This is a genomic window from Caulobacter sp. GW821-FHT10A06 (assembly GCF_059415805.1).
In genome coordinates, this window is sequence record NZ_JBWKNY010000005.1 from 389,986 (window position 1) to 407,232 (window position 17,247).

The 17,247-nt window shown below is 68.0% G+C and carries 16 protein-coding genes, 1 tRNA gene and 1 pseudogene; 13 read left to right on the forward strand and 5 right to left on the reverse strand.

From position 1 onward, the window contains the following. Nucleotides 1–60 precede the first annotated feature (60 nt). The 8 genes from glmU (at nt 61) to AC07NF_RS16650 (ending at nt 10,018) form a co-directional block, all read left to right on the forward strand. The gene (gene glmU / locus AC07NF_RS16615; RefSeq protein ID WP_494628904.1) at nt 61–1,437 is read left to right on the forward strand and encodes a bifunctional UDP-N-acetylglucosamine diphosphorylase/glucosamine-1-phosphate N-acetyltransferase GlmU; all 1,377 of its coding nucleotides are present in this window, start codon (nt 61–63) and stop codon (nt 1,435–1,437) included. Beyond that, nucleotides 1,434–2,117, forward strand: coding sequence for a ribose-5-phosphate isomerase RpiA (gene rpiA / locus AC07NF_RS16620; protein ID WP_494628903.1), 684 nt, complete (start codon nt 1,434–1,436; stop codon nt 2,115–2,117). Before glmU ends, rpiA begins: the two co-directional genes overlap by 4 nt. A 47-nt stretch (nt 2,118–2,164) precedes the next feature. Continuing rightward, nucleotides 2,165–3,565: a glutathione-disulfide reductase gene (gene gor / locus AC07NF_RS16625; protein ID WP_494628902.1), complete on the forward strand. Its 1,401-nt coding sequence runs from the start codon at nt 2,165–2,167 to the stop codon at nt 3,563–3,565. A gap of 80 nt (nt 3,566–3,645) precedes the next feature. Beyond that, entirely contained in the window at nt 3,646–4,803 is a 1,158-nt protein-coding gene (locus AC07NF_RS16630) for an O-antigen ligase family protein (protein WP_494628901.1), read from the forward strand. 111 nt (nt 4,804–4,914) lie between these two features. Further along, nucleotides 4,915–6,294, forward strand: a complete 1,380-nt coding sequence (locus AC07NF_RS16635) for a class II 3-deoxy-7-phosphoheptulonate synthase (protein WP_494628900.1) — start codon at nt 4,915–4,917, stop codon at nt 6,292–6,294. A gap of 77 nt (nt 6,295–6,371) precedes the next feature. Further along, nucleotides 6,372–7,268: an aspartyl protease family protein gene (locus tag AC07NF_RS16640; RefSeq protein ID WP_494628899.1), complete on the forward strand. Its 897-nt coding sequence runs from the start codon at nt 6,372–6,374 to the stop codon at nt 7,266–7,268. A gap of 102 nt (nt 7,269–7,370) precedes the next feature. Further along, nucleotides 7,371–9,161, forward strand: a complete 1,791-nt coding sequence (locus tag AC07NF_RS16645) for a long-chain-acyl-CoA synthetase (protein ID WP_494628898.1) — start codon at nt 7,371–7,373, stop codon at nt 9,159–9,161. Further along, nucleotides 9,158–10,018, forward strand: coding sequence for an alpha/beta hydrolase (locus tag AC07NF_RS16650; protein ID WP_494628897.1), 861 nt, complete (start codon nt 9,158–9,160; stop codon nt 10,016–10,018). Before AC07NF_RS16645 ends, AC07NF_RS16650 begins: the two co-directional genes overlap by 4 nt. Here the strand turns inward: AC07NF_RS16650 and AC07NF_RS16655 are convergent. Then, nucleotides 10,015–10,812: a DUF2306 domain-containing protein gene (locus AC07NF_RS16655; protein ID WP_494628896.1), complete on the reverse strand. Its 798-nt coding sequence runs from the start codon at nt 10,810–10,812 to the stop codon at nt 10,015–10,017. The genes AC07NF_RS16650 and AC07NF_RS16655 overlap by 4 nt on opposite strands. A 125-nt stretch (nt 10,813–10,937) precedes the next feature. Between AC07NF_RS16655 and AC07NF_RS16660 the strand changes: the two genes are divergently transcribed. Continuing rightward, nucleotides 10,938–11,903, forward strand: coding sequence for a helix-turn-helix transcriptional regulator (locus tag AC07NF_RS16660; RefSeq protein ID WP_494628895.1), 966 nt, complete (start codon nt 10,938–10,940; stop codon nt 11,901–11,903). Here AC07NF_RS16660 and AC07NF_RS16665 read toward each other — a convergent pair. Together AC07NF_RS16665 and AC07NF_RS16670 are read right to left on the reverse strand one after the other, a co-directional pair. Beyond that, nucleotides 11,900–12,802, reverse strand: coding sequence for a M23 family metallopeptidase (locus tag AC07NF_RS16665; RefSeq protein WP_494628894.1), 903 nt, complete (start codon nt 12,800–12,802; stop codon nt 11,900–11,902). The genes AC07NF_RS16660 and AC07NF_RS16665 overlap by 4 nt on opposite strands. Before the next feature lie 2 nt (nt 12,803–12,804). Next, nucleotides 12,805–13,482 carry a hypothetical protein gene (locus AC07NF_RS16670; RefSeq protein ID WP_494628893.1) on the reverse strand — a complete coding sequence of 226 codons (678 nt, stop codon included), beginning with the start codon at nt 13,480–13,482 and terminating at the stop codon, nt 12,805–12,807. A gap of 177 nt (nt 13,483–13,659) precedes the next feature. Here AC07NF_RS16670 and panD point away from each other — a divergent pair, with 177 nt between their 5' ends. Then, nucleotides 13,660–14,016 carry an aspartate 1-decarboxylase gene (gene panD / locus AC07NF_RS16675; protein ID WP_492812475.1) on the forward strand — a complete coding sequence of 119 codons (357 nt, stop codon included), beginning with the start codon at nt 13,660–13,662 and terminating at the stop codon, nt 14,014–14,016. Further along, nucleotides 14,016–14,477, forward strand: a complete 462-nt coding sequence (locus AC07NF_RS16680) for a hypothetical protein (protein ID WP_494628892.1) — start codon at nt 14,016–14,018, stop codon at nt 14,475–14,477. The genes panD and AC07NF_RS16680 overlap by 1 nt, the downstream gene beginning before the upstream one ends. Nucleotides 14,478–14,543: 66 nt before the next feature. Here the strand turns inward: AC07NF_RS16680 and AC07NF_RS16685 are convergent, their stop codons facing one another. Then, nucleotides 14,544–15,296 carry an SIMPL domain-containing protein gene (locus AC07NF_RS16685; RefSeq protein ID WP_494628891.1) on the reverse strand — a complete coding sequence of 251 codons (753 nt, stop codon included), beginning with the start codon at nt 15,294–15,296 and terminating at the stop codon, nt 14,544–14,546. A 148-nt stretch (nt 15,297–15,444) separates the two neighbouring features. On the opposite strand from AC07NF_RS16685, the gene AC07NF_RS16690 reads away from it, so the two are divergent. Together AC07NF_RS16690 and AC07NF_RS16695 are read left to right on the forward strand one after the other, a co-directional pair. After that, nucleotides 15,445–15,520, forward strand: a tRNA-Ile gene (locus AC07NF_RS16690). 221 nt (nt 15,521–15,741) lie between these two features. After that, nucleotides 15,742–16,016 (forward strand): annotated as a pseudogene (locus AC07NF_RS16695) (hypothetical protein); the annotation flags it as partial. An 89-nt stretch (nt 16,017–16,105) separates the two neighbouring features. Here AC07NF_RS16695 and AC07NF_RS16700 read toward each other — a convergent pair. Further along, nucleotides 16,106–17,167, reverse strand: coding sequence for a hypothetical protein (locus tag AC07NF_RS16700; RefSeq protein WP_494628890.1), 1,062 nt, complete (start codon nt 17,165–17,167; stop codon nt 16,106–16,108). Between the last annotated feature and the right edge of the window lie 80 nt (nt 17,168–17,247).

Here is a 17,247-nt window from a genome sequence, read left to right on the forward strand (position 1 = left end):
TTTCCGCCAATTGGGCGGCTAATGCAACGCTGAACGCTCTTCGGGGAGTCGCCCAGGCCCATGACTGATTCCGCTTCTACGACCGCTCGCCCGCGCGCCGCCGTCATCCTGGCCGCCGGCCAGGGCACGCGGATGAAGTCTCCGACCCCCAAGGTGCTGCATAAGGTCGCCGGCCGGACCCTGCTGGACCTGGCCATCGACGCCGCCGAGGGGCTGGGCTGCGATCGGATCGTCGTCGTCGTGGGCGCGCATAGCCCGCAAGTGGGCGAGCACGCCCGCAAGCGCCTGGGGCTCAATGCCACAGTCATCCAGGACCCGCCGCTGGGCACCGGCCACGCCGTGCTGGCGGCCAAGGACGCCCTGGCCGATTTCGACGGCGACGTGGTCGTCACCTATGCCGACTGCCCGCTGACCACCGCCGGCGTGATCGCGCCGCTGTTCGACCAGTTGGCGGGCGGCGCGCATGTCGCGGTGCTGGGCTTCGAGGCCGCCAACCCGACCGGCTATGGCCGTCTGATTCTGGCGCCGGGCCATGTGCTGCTGCGTATCGTCGAGGAGAAGGAAGCCGATCTGGCCACCAAGCAGGTCAAGCACTGCAATTCCGGCGTGCTGGCCGCCGACCGTGCGACCCTGTTCGACATCCTGGCCAGCGTCCGCAACGACAACGCCAAGGGCGAGTACTATCTCACCGACGTCGTCGGGCTGGCCCATGACCGCAAGCTGGTGACCCGCGCCGCCTTCGCGCCGGAGGCTTCAGTGCAGGGCGTCAACTCGCAGGCCGAGCTCGCGGCCGCCGAGGCCGTCTGGCAGAAGGCCCGCCGCAACGCCCTGATGGTCGAGGGCGTCACCATGTCCGCGCCCGACACCGTCCACCTGTCGTGGGACACCAAGGTCGCCGGCGGCGCGGTGATCGAACAGTTCGTGGTCTTCGGCCCGAACGTCAGCGTCGCCGCCGGCGCGGTCATCAAGGCCTTCAGCCATCTGGAAGGCGCGGCGGTGGGCGAGGGGGCCTTGATCGGCCCTTATGCCCGCCTGCGTCCGGGCGCCGACATTGGTCCCGAGGCCCACATCGGCAACTTCGTGGAAGTGAAGAACGTCAAGGTCGGCGCGGGCGCCAAGGCCAACCACCTGAGCTATCTGGGCGACGGCTCGGTGGGCGAGAAGGCCAACATCGGGGCCGGCACGATCTTCTGCAATTACGATGGCTTCGAGAAGTTCCAGACCCATGTCGGCAAGGGCGCCTTCATCGGCTCCAACAGCGCCCTGGTCGCGCCCGTGCGGGTGGGCGACGGGGCGATGACCGGCTCGGGCTCGGTGATCACCAAGGACGTCGAGGACGGGGCCCTGGCCCTGTCGCGCGCCGAACAGACGACGAAGGCCGGATGGGCGACCAAGTTCCGCGCCATCAAGCAAGCCAAGAAGGATGCGAAGAAATGAGCGCCGACGACCAGAAGCGCATCTCGGGCGAAGCCGCCGCCGAGCTCGTCGAGAGCGGCATGACGGTGGGCCTGGGCACGGGCTCGACGGCCGCCTGGTTCGTCAAGGCGCTGGCCGCGCGCGGCCTGAAGGACATCCGTGGCGTGCCGACCTCTGAGGCCACGGCTGCGCTGGCGCGTGAACTGGGCATCCCGCTGGCGGCGCTGGACGATGTGAAGTCGATCGACCTAACCGTGGACGGCGCCGACGAGGTCGGTCCGGGCCTGTCCCTGATCAAGGGCGGCGGCGCGGCCCTGCTACGCGAGAAGCTGGTCTGGGAAGCCTCCAACCGCTGCGTCGTCATCGCCGACGCGGCCAAGAAGGTCGACGCCCTGGGCAAGTTCCCGCTGCCGATCGAGGTGGTCCGCTTCGGCCACGTCCACACCAGCTGGCGCCTGGCCGACATCGCCGCCGAGTTCGACCTGCCGCCGCCGCGCCTGCGCCAGGCCGACCGGGGCATGGTGGTCACCGACGGCGGCAACCTGATCTACGACATGGCCTCGGGTGTGATCGCCGATCCGGCGGCCCTGGCGGCGGCGCTGAAGAGCATCACGGGCGTGGTCGATCACGGCCTGTTCCTGGACCTGGCCGATGAAGCGTTGATCGGAACCGACCAGGGTGTGGTGCGCCTCGTTCCCTGACGTCCTACATACAGCGCCGACAAGCTTAAGCGACCAGGAGGCCGGTGATGGCTGACTACGACTACGATCTCTTCGTCATCGGCGCCGGCTCGGGCGGCGTGCGCGCGGCGCGTGTGGCGGCCATGAGCGGCGCCAAGGTCGGCGTGGCCGAGGAGTATCGGGTCGGCGGCACCTGCGTGATCCGCGGCTGCGTGCCCAAGAAGTTCATGGTCTATGCCAGCGAGGTCACCAGCCAGCTGAAGACGGCCAAGGGCTATGGCTGGGCCATCGAGAACGCCCAGTTCGACTGGAAGGGCTTCATCCACGACAAGGACGTCGAGATCGCCCGCCTGTCGGGCATCTACGTCACCAACCTGCAGAAGGCCGGCGCCAACCTGCTGCACGGTCGCGCCCAGGTCGTCGACGCCCACACCGTCGAGGTGCTGCCCAAGGAGGGCAGCAAGGACGCCGGGACCTACACGGCCAAGAAGATCCTGATCGCCACCGGCGGCCGCCCCGTGAAGCCCGAGTTCCCGGGCGCGGAGCTGGGCATCACCTCGGACGAGGCGTTCCATCTGCCCAAGCTGCCGAAGAGCATCATGGTCGTCGGCGGCGGCTACATCGCCGTCGAGTTCGCCGGCATCTTCGCCGGCCTGGGCGTGCAGACCACGCTGCTCTATCGCGGGGCCAACATCCTGCGCGGCTTCGACGACGACGTCCGCTCGCACCTAGCCGACGAGCTGGGCAAGAAGGGCATCAAGGTGGTGCTGGGCTGCTCGCACACCTCGATCGAGAAGCAAGAAGACGGCACGCTGCTCAGCACCCTGACCAGCGATCTGACCTTCGAGACCGAGGCGGTGATGTTCGCCACGGGCCGCGAGCCTTATGTCCAGGGCCTGGGTCTGGAGAAGGCCGGCGTGAAGCTGAACGACAAGGGCGCGATCGCCGTTGACGAATTCTCCAAGACCAACGTCCCCAGCATCTGGGCCGTCGGCGACGTCACCGACCGCATCAACCTGACGCCGGTGGCCATCCGCGAAGGCGCGGCCTTCGCCCAGACCGAGTTTTACGACAACCCGACGAGCTTCGATCACGAGATGGTCGCCTCGGCGGTGTTCTCTCAGCCGCCCGTCGGTTCGGTGGGCATGACCGAAGCGCAGGCGCGTCACGCCTTCGGCGCGGTCGACATCTATCGCGCCGTGTTCCGCCCGATGAAGATCACCTTCTATGGCGGCCAGGAGCGCTGCCTGATGAAGATCGTGGTCAAGCAGGACGACCAGAAGGTGGTCGGCGTCCACGTGGTGGGTCCGGACTCGCCCGAGATCATCCAGATGGCCGCCATCGCCGTGAAGATGGGCGTGACCAAGCCGCAGTGGGACTCGACCTGCGCGGTGCACCCGACCCTGGCCGAAGAACTGGTCACGATGCGCGAGAAGTACGTCCCGGTCGAAGTCGGCGGGGTTGGATGACCCAACCTAACACTTTGCCCGGTGTTTTTGGGGGGGGCGAACAACGGACGCGCTGGCTGGGGGGCCTGGCCGTCTTTCTGATGGTGATGACGCCGTTGGTCGGCTACCTGGCGCCGCTGGGATCAGCCACGGTGCTGACCTTGGTCGGCCTGCTGGCGACGCCGGGCCTGGCGCGCTCGCGGCCGCCGGTGCTGCCGATGTTCGCCCTGCTGGCGCTGGTGCTGTGGGCGGCGATCAGCCTGGCCTGGAGCCCGGCCGCGCCGCACTGGGGCGACTTCAAGCGCAGCAAGGACCTCGAGGACCTGACGATCCTCAAGCTGGTGCTGGAGCTTGGTCTCTATGCGGCCGCCTATGCCGCGCTGGGTGGGATGTCCACGCGCTCGGCCCGCCTGGCCAGCCGGGTGATGGTGGTCGGCGTGATCCTGCTGGCCCTGGTCACCTTCCTGGACGGCGTGTCGAAGGCCGCCCTCTATCAGGCCTTGCGCAAGCTGACCGGCGATCCGGTCAGGCCCGACATCGCGATGGTGAAGGTCTCGATGGGGACCTACACCATGGTGCTGCTGTTCTGGCCGATGGTGCGCCTGCTGGACGCCTGGAAGTTCCGGGGACGCAACATCCTGATCGCCCTGACCGCCCTGATGATCCTGGTCGGCGCGCACCTGACCGGCGCCGATGCGCCGATCGCGGCCATGTTGCTGGCGAGCGCGGCCTGGCTGGGCGTGCGGCTGGTCGGCAAGCCGTTCGTGCGCGCCATGATCCCGATCGTCTCGGCGATCTTCATCTTCGCGCCGATGGCCATCCTGTGGGCCGTGCGCTCGGGCCTGTTCGCCTGGCTGCATGTGCTGGCCCCGCCGTCCTGGGACGCGCGCCTGAACATCTGGGCCTATTCCGCCAACCTGACCGTCGACCACGCCCTGCGCGGCTGGGGTTTCGACGCCGCTCGCACCTTCCCGGGCATCCCGCTGCACACCCACAACGCCGCTCTGCAGCTGTGGCTGGAGCTGGGCTCGGTCGGCGCGGCCCTGGCGGCGGCGTTCTTCGCCTGGATCCTGTACCGCATCGTCGGCTGGGTAGGGGTGAACCGCCGCGACGGCGCGATGGCCGCCGCGACCCTGACGGCCTTCCTGGTCATTGGCGGCGTCAGCTTCGGCGTCTGGCAGGAGTGGTGGATGGCGCTGGGCGTCATTGCCGCCATCGCTTGCGGCATCGCGCAAAAAACGAGCGCGGCATCCGAGTAGCGTCGCAACGAATTTTCCACTTCGGGCGGGTCTGCGGTATCGTCCCGCACGATTTTGCCTTTTCGTCCCTTTCGCGGTATCTACGCCGCCCCTTCAGTTATCGAGCCTGTCATGACCACCCGCTGGACCCCCGCGACCTGGAGAGCCAAACCCGCCAAGCACATGCCCACCGACTATCCGGACATGGGCGCGGTGGAACGGGTTGAGCAGACGCTGCGCCAGATGCCGCCACTGGTCTTTGCCGGTGAAGCGCGCCGGCTTAAGAGCCTGCTGGGCGATGTCGCCGAAGGCCGCGCCTTCCTGCTGCAAGGCGGCGACTGCGCCGAGAGCTTCAAGGAATTCCACGCGGACAACATCCGCGACACCTTCCGCCTGATCCTGCAGATGGCGGTGGTGCTGACCTTCGCCGGCGGCAAGCCGGTGGTGAAGGTGGGCCGCATCGCCGGCCAGTTCGCTAAGCCGCGCTCCGAGCCTATCGAGACGATCGGCGACGAGACCCTGCCGTCGTATCGCGGCGACATCATCAACGGCATGGACTTCACCGCCGAGGAGCGCGTGCCGGACCCGGACCGCCTGCTGAAGGCCTATGGCCAGTCGGCCTCGACGCTGAACCTGCTGCGCGCCTTCGCCAACGGCGGCTATGCCGACCTGCACAACATCCACCGCTGGACCCTGGGCTTCGTCGGCGACAGCCCGCAGGGCGCGCGCTACCGCGAGCTGTCGGACAAGATCACCGAGAGCCTGGCCTTCATGGCCGCCATCGGCGTCACGCCCCAGAGCCATCCGGGCATGCACCAGGTGGAATTCTTCACCAGCCACGAAGCCCTGCTGCTGGGCTTCGAGGAAGCCATGACCCGCGTCGATAGCACCTCGGGCGACTGGTACGACACCAGCGCCCACCTGCTGTGGATCGGCGAGCGCACCCGCCAGCTGGACGGCGCGCACATCGAGTTCATGAAGGGCGTGAAGAACCCGATCGGCCTGAAGTGCGGCCCGACCATGGAGGGCGACGACCTCCTGCGCCTGATCGACGTCTTGAACCCCAACAACGAGCCCGGCCGCCTGACGCTGTATGGCCGCTTCGGCTCGGACAAGATCGCCGACCGCCTGCCGCGCCTGATGAAGGCCACCAAGGCCGCCGGCCGTTCGGTGGTCTGGGCCACCGACCCGATGCATGGCAACACGCTGAAGGCCTCGACCGGCTACAAGACCCGTCCGTTCGACCGCATCCTCAGTGAAGTGAAGAGCTTCGTGGAGATCGCCCAGGCCGAGGGCGTGCACCCCGGCGGCGTTCACCTGGAGATGACCGGCCAGAACGTCACCGAATGCCTGGGCGGCGCCCGCGCGGTCTCGGAGACGGATCTCGCCGACCGCTATCACACCCACTGCGACCCGCGTCTGAACGGCGAGCAGGCCCTGGAGCTGGCCTTCCTGGTGGCCGAGAAGCTGAAGGCCGCCCGCGACGACCAGCGTCGTCTCGCCGCGGGCTGATCCAATCGCTCAGTGAACGGCGCTATCTGGCGCCGGGTCACGCCGCCGTATAGCGTCCTCCCTCGGGGAGGACGTGTATGGACGACATAGAGCGTCGCGCCGTGATGGGACTGATCGCCGCCGGAGCCATCGCGCCCGAGGCGGCGTTCGGCCAGGCCAGCGACGCGCCCGATCCCCTGAAATATCTCGACACGGCGCAGCGCCTGACGGTGAAGGCGTATGTGAACGGGCAGGGGCCGTTCGACTTCCTGGTCGATACCGGCGCCAGCAGTTCGGTGATCGCCACCGAACTCGCCGACCAACTGGGCCTGGTCCGGACGGGCTCCAACAAGCTGCACAGCATTGCCGGCGTCCAGTCGGTCGCGACCGCGCGGGTCCAGAGCCTGACGGTCGGCAAACGCTCGCGTTCGAACATGGCGGTGTCGGTCCTGCCGCGATCGCTGCTGCGCATGGACGGCGTTCTGGGCCTGGAGTGGCTGGGCCGGGCCAGCCTGCTGCTCGATTTCCAGCGCCACAAGATGGCGGTGGGCGAGGGCTTGCCGCTGGCCGACAGCCAGACCGTCGCGGTGAAGTCGCGCCTGACCCGCAGCGGCCTGATGCTGATCGACGCCTTCATCCCCGACCAGCGCCTGATCGCCTTCCTCGACACCGGTTCGACCACCACGGTGGGCAACCTGCCGCTGCTGGAGGCGGCGCGCGAAGGCAAGGCGATCGTGGGCGAACTTTCCGACACGCAGCTGCGCAGCGTGACCGGTCAGATCTTGTCGGCGAGGGCGACGGTGGTGTCGCGTTTGATGCTGGGAAAGCTGACGTTACGGAACATTCCACTGTTGATCGGTCAGGTTCACACCTTCGACTACTGGGGCTTTCGGGATGAGCCCGCTGTCGTCATCGGCATTGATATCCTGAAGAAATTCCAGACAGTCGCCATCGACTCCAAGCGTGGCGAGGTGCGGTTCCGGGTTCCCGACTAGTCCAGCTTTTCTGCGAGAACGCTGAAAGGTTTGCGATGCAGCACTCGGCGTCTTGACCCGTCGCGCGGCGCTCTCCAATGGTTGTTTGAAGGGAGAGCACGAATGCGTTTGCGTCAGAAGATCAAGCGGGAGATCAAGTTCCTGAAGGGACTGTCCCGGACGCTGAAGCGCGTTAAGTCCATTGCTCCCGACAGCCCGAACCTGATCTGCGACGACCTCGAGGCCGCGGTCGACAAGTGGCGCGATCGCCAGGCGATCACGTTCGAAGGCAAGACCGTCACCTATGCCGAGCTGGACGCCATCGCCAACCGCTACGCCCACTGGGCCAAGGGGCAGGGGCTGACGCGCGGCCAGACCGTGGCGCTCTTCATGCCCAACCGGCTGGAATACATGGCCATCTGGTACGGCCTGTCGAAGGTCGGCGTGGCCACGGCCCTGATCAACAACCAGCTGACCGGCGCGGCGCTGGCGCACTGTCTGAACATCTCCCAGGCCATGCACTGCATCGTCGACCCCGAGACCTCGCCGTGCTTCGAGGACGTGAAGGGCCAGTTGCAGCGACATATGCACCAGTGGGTGCTGGGTCCCGTCCACGGCGAACAGCGCGACTTGGTCAAGGCGCTGAAGAGCTGCAGCCAGTTGCGTCCCGACCGCGAGACGGCCCGCGACGGCATCGTCGCTAAGGACACCGCGCTCTACATCTTCACCAGCGGCACGACGGGCCTGCCCAAGGCCGCGCGCATTACCCACATGCGCGCCCAGCTCTATATGCGCGGCTTCGCCGGCTCGACCGGGGCCAACCAGAACGACCGCATCTACGTCACCCTGCCGCTGTACCACGCCACAGGTGGCCTCTGCGCCCTGGGCGCGGGCCTGCTGAACGGCGGCTCGATCGTGCTGCGCAAGAAGTTCTCGGCCACCCACTTCTGGCCCGACGTCGTGAACGAGAACTGCACGATGTTCGTCTATATCGGCGAGCTGTGCCGCTACCTGGCCAACCAGCCGCCGCACGAGCTGGAGCGCGCCCACAAGCTGCGGATGATCTTCGGCAACGGCCTGCGTCCCGACGTTTGGAACGAGATGCTGGACCGCTTCAAGGTCGGCGAGGTGCTGGAGTTCTACGGTGCGACGGAAGGCAATGTCTCGCTGTTCAACTTCGATGGCCGCCGCGGCGCGATCGGCCGGATCCCGGGCTATCTGAAGAAGAAGTTCAACATCCGGATCGTGAAGTTCGACGTCGAGAGCGAGACCCCGGTCCGCAGCGCCAATGGCTGCTGCATCGAGGTGGCGCCTGGCGAGGTCGGCGAGTGCATCGGCCATATCGGCAGCGACGCCCGCTCGAACTACACCGGCTATGCCGACAAGGCCGCCACCGAGAAGAAGGTCCTGCACGACGTCTTTTCCAAAGGCGACGCCTGGTTCCGCACCGGCGACCTGATGAAGGTCGATAGCGACGGCTACATCTATTTCGTCGACCGCATCGGCGACACCTTCCGCTGGAAGGGCGAGAACGTCGCCACCAGCGAGGTATCCGAGCGTATCGCCAGCTTCGAGGGCGTGCTGGAAGTCAACGTCTATGGCGTTCCGGTCGGCGATCTGGACGGCAAGGCCGGCATGGCCTCGCTGGTCGTCGAGGGTGAATTCGACATGGTCGCCTTCGCCAAGCATGTCGACGAGCAGTTGCCGACCTATGCCCGCCCGATCTTCGTGCGCCTGCAGAAGGCGATCGAGACCACGGGCACCTTCAAGTACCGCAAGATGGACCTGGTCAATGAGGGTTTCGACCCGGCCAAGACCAAGGACCCGCTGTACTTCCGCGATCCGGCCAAGGGCTATGTGAAGATCACCAAGGCCCTGCACGCCAAGATCGAGAGCGGCGCGTTCAAGCTGTGACCACCCGGCGCGCGGGCCTTGCCGCGCTGGCGGCGCTGCTGACCTCGGCCTGCTCGCCGCTGTCGCTCTTCGCGACCCTCACGCCCAAGGACGCCGCCAAGGTCGAGGGGCGCGGCTCGCGCTACGCCGCCGGTCCTCGTGGCGGGATCGATGTCTACGCGCCGCCGGCCGCTCACGGCGCGGCGCCGGTGGCGGTGTTCTTCTACGGCGGATCCTGGGACAGCGGCCGCCGCCAGGACTATGGCTGGGCCGCGCGGGCCTTGGCCGCCCAGGGCTTCCTGACCATCGTCCCGGACTATCGGCTGTATCCGGAGGTGCGTTTCCCGAGCTTCTTGGACGACTGTGCGCAGGCCGTCCGCTGGGCGATCGATCATGCCGCCGAGTTGGGCGGTGATCCCAAGCGCCTCGTTCTCGTCGGCCATTCGGCGGGCGCCTACAACGCCGCCATGCTGGCCCTGGACCCGCGATACCTGGCGGCGGCCGGCGTCGCGCCTGGCGCGGTCAAGGCCTTCGCGGGGCTGTCGGGTCCCTATGCCTTCCTGCCGCTGGACGGGCCGATCACGCAGCGGACGTTTGGCGAGGCCGCTGACCTCCAGGCGACCCAGCCGACCCGCTACGCCCGCGCCGACGCCCCGCCGGCGTTCCTGGCCACGGGCGACAAGGACACCACCGTCTATCCGCGCAACACCCGCAAGCTGGCGGCGGCTCTGCGCGAAGCGGGCGCGAAGGTGGAGGAGCGCCACTATGACGGCCTCGACCACGCCGGGACGGTGCTGGCCCTGTCCCGGCCGTTCCGGCGCAAGGCGACCTTGCTGGCCGACATGACGGCGTTTCTGAAGAGCGCGGTGGGCGCCTAGAGGTAGGGCCCCCACATGAAGGCGATGGTGCCGAAGACGCCCGCCGCCGTGTAGGCGGCGGCCACGGCAAGCACGGCCGCTGTCAGGGCCTTCAGGGCGCTGCTGTCGCTCCGCTTGGCGGCCTCGTACAGCTCTAGGATCGCCAGCGGGATCAGGTAGCTGCCGAAGGTCATGACGATGTCGGCGGGGCCGGACATGTCCTTGCTCATGCCTGCCGGGCCGCGGTTGATCAGGACCCAACCCATGATGCCGACCCGCAGGAACCAGACGCCGCTGACGACCATGAAGGTTCGCATGGCCCAGCGGCGATGCTGCTCGAACCGACGCTTGATCGCGTGCCGCCAGGCCAGGACCACGAAGACCAGGATCAACACGGCGTTGATCAGGATCGCGACCGCCGAGATCACCGACAGGTAGGTGCCGCGCACCACCGCCAGCCAGACGCCGCTCAGCGCCATGAACAGGGCGATGACCATGAAGGTCCGGCCGCTCCAGCGGTGCAGGCGAGGCCACTTGCGGCGCAGGGCGGGGACCAGCTGCATCAGGCCGCACAGCGTCACCACCGAGGCCAGCAGGACGTGGGCGGCGAAGACGGCGTTGCCCAGGTCGTCGCCCTTGATGTAGCCGTCGATCAGCGGCTTGTCGTTCCAGCCGGCGAAGTTCCCGGTCGCCGTGCGCACGCCATAGAAGGCCAGGATAAAGCCGATGAAGGCGAGTTGGCCGACGGCCGCGACGACGAACCAGAGCACGCTGGCCCCCCGCAGGGCCTTCTGGGGAAACGATAGGGACGACATGGAAGCTCCTGACACGACCTCCGGACTGAGGCCGACGGCAGGGATGGCGGCGACGCGAGCGCGGGGTCTCGCCGATTTGGAATTCGGCTAGAGATATTTTCGGAAAGCTGAGGCAGGTTCGGCTCATGACCCTGGCCACGACATCCGGCGCTTCGATCGCGGGCCTGCGGCCCTGGCGGCCGCGCGGACGGCTGCAGGTCTGCGTGGCGATCGCGACGGTGTCCTTCGTCTGCTATTTCCTCGCCCGCTTTGTCGGCGGCCACCTCGGGACGGCGTTCTCGGCCATCGGCGTCGGGGCTTGCGGCTGGGCCTGGCTGGTCGCCCGCGCCCTGTTCGATCCGGCGGAGCGAGACGCTCGATGGGCGAATGTCGTCGCCCTGGTCGTGGCGATCAGCGGCGGCCTGGCGGTCCTGGCGCCGGCCGGAGGCGCCGTCGGGCGCGTTGCCGACAATGTCTATGCTCTCAGCGGCTCGGCGGCTCTACTGCTGACCTTCGTCGAGCCCTTCCAGCGCTACGTGCGCGACCTGCCGGTTGTCGAGAAGCGGTTCCGGTTCGTCTTCGTCGCGGTCAATGCCGTCCTGGTGGCGGCCTCGATCCTGGGGCTGAGGGCCTCGACCGACGCCGCCCAGGACAATCTGGTCAAGGCCATTTGCGCGGTCGTGGGACTGGTGGCCATCCTTGCCGCGGTATGGTTCCGGCAAGGTCACCCGCTGGCGGCGAAAGCGGCTCGCCGCGCCCCGACCGACGACGACGCCCGCCTGGCCGAGCGCCTCAAACGGCTGCTGGCCGACGAGGCCATCGACACCCGGCCCGAGCTGAAGATCGCCGACGTCGCGGCGCGCTTGGGCGAGCCGGAGTACCGGGTCTCGCAAAGCATCGCCGCCTTGGGCTTTGCCAACTTCAATCGCTGGATCAACCATCACCGGATCGCCCGCGCCAAGGCGCTGCTGGCCAGTCCGGATGAGCGGCGCTCGATCCTGGAGATCGCCTTCGACTGCGGCTTCGCCTCCATCGGGCCGTTCAACCGCGCCTTCAAGGACGAGGTTGGTACGACTCCAAGAGCCTATCGGTCAGCGACGCGGGAGCGCTAGCTCCCGCAGGCCTTGCCATCCAGCTTGCGCTGATAGGCTTCGGCCAGGCTCAGATACGGCGGCAGGAAGGTGTGCAGCGCCACCGCCTTGCCGTCAGACGTCGTGCCGCTGACCCCCGCCCGCAGCTCGAAGTGCAGGTGGATCGTCGTGGGCGTGCCGCCGAAGTCGTTGGACACCTTGCCCAGCTTCTGGCCGACGGCGACGTTGTCGCCTTCCTTCACCGCCAGGGTCGACATCTGCATGTGCAGGTAGCGGTAGGTGTAGTGCGGCGCGGCCTTGGCCACGAGGGTGACGGTGTAGGTCCCGATGTCGGTGATGGTGCCGGCCTCGGCGGCCACGGCCCAGTGCTCGTTCTTCTTGCAGGTGGCCGGACGGATGTCCTGGCCCTGGTGGCCCGTGCCGGCCCCCGCGCACAGCGGGTTCGCGCGCGAGCGCGCCTCGCAGAAGGTGTCGTGCCACGGCAGGGTGTAGTTCAAGGTGTCGCACTGGCTGGGCTTGCCGGCAGGACCCATGCCGCCGCCGGGGCCATAGACCTGCGAGTTGGGGAAGCCGGCCTCCTGCATCGGCCAGCACATCTTGGGCGACCAGACCGTGCGGTCCAGATAGCCCGGACCCTGGCCGGCGGGGATCGCTCCGGCCGGCGCATGGTCGAAGCTCACCGGCGAGGGCGCGGGCGGTTCGGCCGGCTGCGGGGCGGGATCGGGGCTGGGCGGCACCGGCTCGCTGGACGGCTGCTCGGCCCCGCCATCGGCGGGCGAGTCATCCGGCGTCGGAGGACCGGGCTCGGGCGAGGGTGGCTTGGGCGTCTCGCCGGTCGCCGGGGTCTTGGTGGTGTCGTCGCAGGCGGCCAGCGGGGCCAGCGCCAGGGCGGCGACCAGAAGGAGCGGGGAGACTCGCATGATCAACCTCCCAGCCCGGCGGCCTGCCGCGCGGCCTTGCCCATCACCACGGCCGTGGTCTTGCCGACGAGGCCCAGCACGTAGTTGTCGTCGACACAGCGTGGGTCGCTGGGCGCGTCGCAGCGGATCTCCACCGTGTAGAGCACGCCGTAGCGCACGAAGCTGGCCAGCTGGCCGTCGACCGTGCGCTGGACGGTCAGCTGCTCAGGGCCGCTGTCGATCTTCAGCGGCTTGGTCGCCGGCATGGGTACGGTGGTCGTCGTGCCGCTGAACGACACCCCGCCGCCGGCCGTGTCGGCCGTGATCGTGTAGTAGTCGCCGAAGCTGTAGATCCGCGCGTTGCCGGCCAGCTTGGCGTCCGTCGGCAGCAGGATCGGCACGGCGGTGATGTCGACCTGCTGGCGATTCAGATTGCCGCCCAGGTTTTCGCCCAGACCGCCCGACTGCCGCAGGCCGCCGACCGCGCCCTGCCAGTCCACGCGATTGCGCGGCGGGGCCACGAAGGTCGCGACACCGGGCCGAAGGACCGGACGCGGCGCGGCGGCGCCAGGGATCGGCGCGCCTGTGGCGTCCCGTGTCTGGGCCTTGCTTGTGGTGATCCAGGTCGCCCCCGCGACCAGGGTCGCGGCGACGGCTCCCGCCGTCGCCAGCCATTTTCCGTGACGCATGGTTTCCCCCACCGAACCGCGTTCGGCGAAACCCTAGCGCGAAAAAGTCGCGGTGTTAACCTTTGTCGCCATGTTGCAGTGCGATTGAACCGCGAAAGCTTCATGCTATATGCGTGACATGTATTCACGGGCCTTGTGTGTGGCGGTCCGGAAGACCCCAAACCATTCAAAGGGATAGGCTTCCCCGCCATGCTGCTCACCATGCTCAAGGCCAAGCTGCACCGCGCCACGGTGACCCAGGCCGACCTCGACTATGAAGGCTCGATCGCCATCGATCGCGACCTGCTGGACGCCTCGGGCATCCTGCCGAACGAGCAGGTCGACGTGCTGAACATCACCAACGGCGCGCGCTTCACCACCTACGCCATCGAGGCCCCGCGCGGCTCGAAGGTGATCGGCGTCAACGGCGCCGCCGCCCGCCTGGTGCAGAAGAACGACCTCGTCATCGTCGTCACCTACTGCCAGATGGCCGCGGAAGAGGCGCGCAACTACGCCCCGACCGTCGTGCTGCTGGAAGACGGCAACCAGATCAAGAAGGCGGCCTGATGCGGCGCGTAGCGCTGGTTGGCCTGGCGGCTCTCGGCCTGTCGGCCTGCTCGGGCAAGCTGCCGGAAGGCGTCGACGAGAGCATCCTGACCCAGGCTGTCGGCAAGTCGATCGGCTCGCCCTCGACCTGCGTGGTCATCGCCGACGCCGACGGCAAGCTGGTCTGGCGCGGCGGCGGCTATGTCACCTGCTCGCGGAACCTGCCCGACTGCGACGGCAATCAGACCACGGCCGAGACCCTGCTGAAGGCCAGCCTGGGCAAGCCCGCCCGCTTCATCAGCTGCCCCAGCCCGGCCGCCGAAGCCAACACCGTCGGCTGGTCGATCGGCCCGGTGCCGACCGGCGCGGGCAAGCCGGCGCGGAACCTGACCTATGTCGCGGTCATGGAGGGCGAGCGCGCCCTGCCGGGGCTGGAGATCAAGGACCGGGTCGAGCGGGCCTTCAAGAAGGCCGGCTTCTAGGCTGAAACATCAAAGCCGCCGGCGGGATGTCCCGACGGCGGCTTTTTCGTGCCTGCTAGGCAGGGCTTACTTCGAGACTTCGTAGACCGCGCTGACGTCGATGCGGACCTTCAGCTCGCCGCCGGCGATGCTGGTCGAGTCGGCCATCTCGCGCTTGCCGGCGAACGCCATCATCGGCATCGGCGGCGGCGCGGGCATATAGCCGCCGCCTTCGCTCAGATTGACCAGGCGCACGGTCTTGTAGCCCGTGGCGCGGCCGTACAGCTCGGCCTTGGCCTGCAGGGCCTTCACGGCCTCCAGGCGGGCGGCGTCCTCGGCGGCCTGCGGGTTCACCAGGCCAAAGCTGATGCCGTTGACGGTGTTGGCGCCGGCATTGACCGTGGCGTCCACCGCCGCGCCCAGCTTCGACAGGTCGCGGACGGTAATCGTTACCTGGTTCGAAGCTTGGTAGCCGGTCAGCTTCGGCGGCTGGTTCTGCTCATAGGCGTATTGGGCGTTCAGGTTCAGGTTCGAAGTCTGTATGTCGCGCTCGGCGATCCCGGCCTTCTTCAGGGCGGCCATCACCTGGTTCATCCGCGTCCCGTTGGCCTTCAGGGCCTCGGCGGCGGTCGGCGCATCGGTCTGGACGCCCAGATTGATGGTGGCCATGTCCGGCGCCACGCGGGTCTCGCCATAGGCCGACAGGCTGAAGGTCGTGGCCTTGAAGGCCGCGTCGGTCGAGGTCTGGGCCAGGGCCGGAGCGGCCGCGCCCATCAGCAGAGCGCCGCCGATCAGGGCGGGCAAGACGATCGAAGGCAGGCGGCGAGCGGTGTTGGTCATCGTTCTTTCTCCAGGGCGGGCCAGCGCAGGGAAGCGTCGCCGAACCGCTATGGTTCCTTGGTGACAGCCCCAACCTGAACCGGAGCTTTAAGCCGCGTTCGGCTCATGTTATTCGCCGGCTCTCGCGTACGCTCAACCGTATTCGCGCGGGCCTGTAGCTCAATGGTTAGAGCCGACCGCTCATAACGGTCTGGTTGGGGGTTCGAGTCCCTCCAGGCCTACCAAAATCCAATGAATTCAATATTTTATCTCTGATGGTCCGCATTTTCGCATCAAATGTTCTTATTTTGTTCCAATTCCCTATGGAAACATGATCGCGCTGCGTCGGCGTCAGAACCGGACGTATGCGGCCTCGGAGCCGATCGACTCTTGGGCCGCGCATAGGCACATTTCTTAACGGCGGGGACGTTCCGGGCGCCGTCGCGGCAGCGATGCAGACCGGAACATCCCGACGCCGTCATCCCAAGATCCCGGGCTTAGGAGGCCGCGATGGACATCGATCCCGACCGCCTGCGCGCGATCGTGGGCGCACTGGGCGGCGTGGCCGTCTATGGGCTGGTGCAGATCGGCGCCTTAAGCCCGGCTGAGCGTGTGAACCTGCGCGAGCTGACCATCCGTCTGGCCTGCGCGACGGCCTCGGCCGTGATCCTGGCCGCGTTCTTCGTCAAGGCGGCCCTGCCTGTGATCCCCTGGGCGCCGATGCGCGAAGCCTATCTGTTCGGCTTCGTGATCGGGGCGTTCAGCTGGGAGCTGCTGCCGCTGCTGTTCCGCGTGGTCAAACGCCGCGCGGCCGAGCGGCTGGAGAAGCCCTAGAACTGGCTCGGATAGGCCTTGGCGGTCTTGGCGTCGTTGTAGCGCGCGCCGGGGCAGTCGACGGCATAGGCGTTGGCGGTCTCGGCCAGGTAGGGGCCGCGGCCGGCGTCGCCGTTCAGGGCGCGGCACGAGACGGCGGTCTTGTAGATCACCGAGCCGTCGCGGCTGAGGTCGTTCATGAACATGTCGAACGCCAGGGCCATCAGGCCGCGCGTGGCGGCGGCGCGGCGCGCCGTGCCGTTGAAGGCGGAGGTGATCTCGCCGTTCGAGGAGATCTGCCGCTGGACGGGGACGGGACCCGCCGCCGCGCCAGCTGCGCCGATCGCGCCGCCGGCCAGCATGGCCTCAAGGTCCTGGAAGCGGCCGGCGGCCGTGCCGGTGGCGACGGCGGCGGTGAAGGCGCTGGCGAAGCCCGGGCCCCACTGGCGCGGACCGCCGATGCTGGCGGCTTCCAGGCCACCGATCGCGCCGGCGATCGGGGCGTCGTAGATGTCGACGATGTGGTTCTGATTGACGTAGTAGCCCAGGCCGATGCCGACCAGGGCGCCGCCGATGGCCGCGCGGGCGATCTCGGGCGTCGCGCCGGTCCAGTGGACATTGTAGCCGGCCTCGACGGTCTTCTCGCGCACCACCTCGCCCGTGCGCCAGCGCACCAGGCGGAAGGTCACGCGGGCCGTGGCCAGCTTGTCGGTTCCCCACCAGACGTTGGGGCCGCGCAGCTCTTCGAACGTCGTGTAGAGCATGTACTCGGCGTCGAGGCGCGTGGGGGCCAGCATCTCGGCGCCCAGCAGGTGCTGGTTCAGGCCGGTGGTGACCTCGGCGCGGGTCGGGCGGGTGGTGATGACGCCGCCGCCGTCGAACCAGCGGAACTCGGGCGCGCCTTCGACCGCCTGGATGGCGACGTTGCGATAGTAGGGACGGGCAGGGGAGGCCTTGGCCACGGCCAGCGGCGGCAGGGCCGGCTGGCGCAGGGCGGCGACCTCGTCGCGGCTGGCGCAGGCGGTCAGCACGCTGGCGCTGGCCAGCAGGACGGCGATGCGGATGGTCTTGAACGGCATTCTGCGCTCCCCCTGATGGGCGCGCACTATCAGGCTCAATTCTAAAGAGAGCTTTTAAAGTCCGGCTCAAAGCAAAAAGA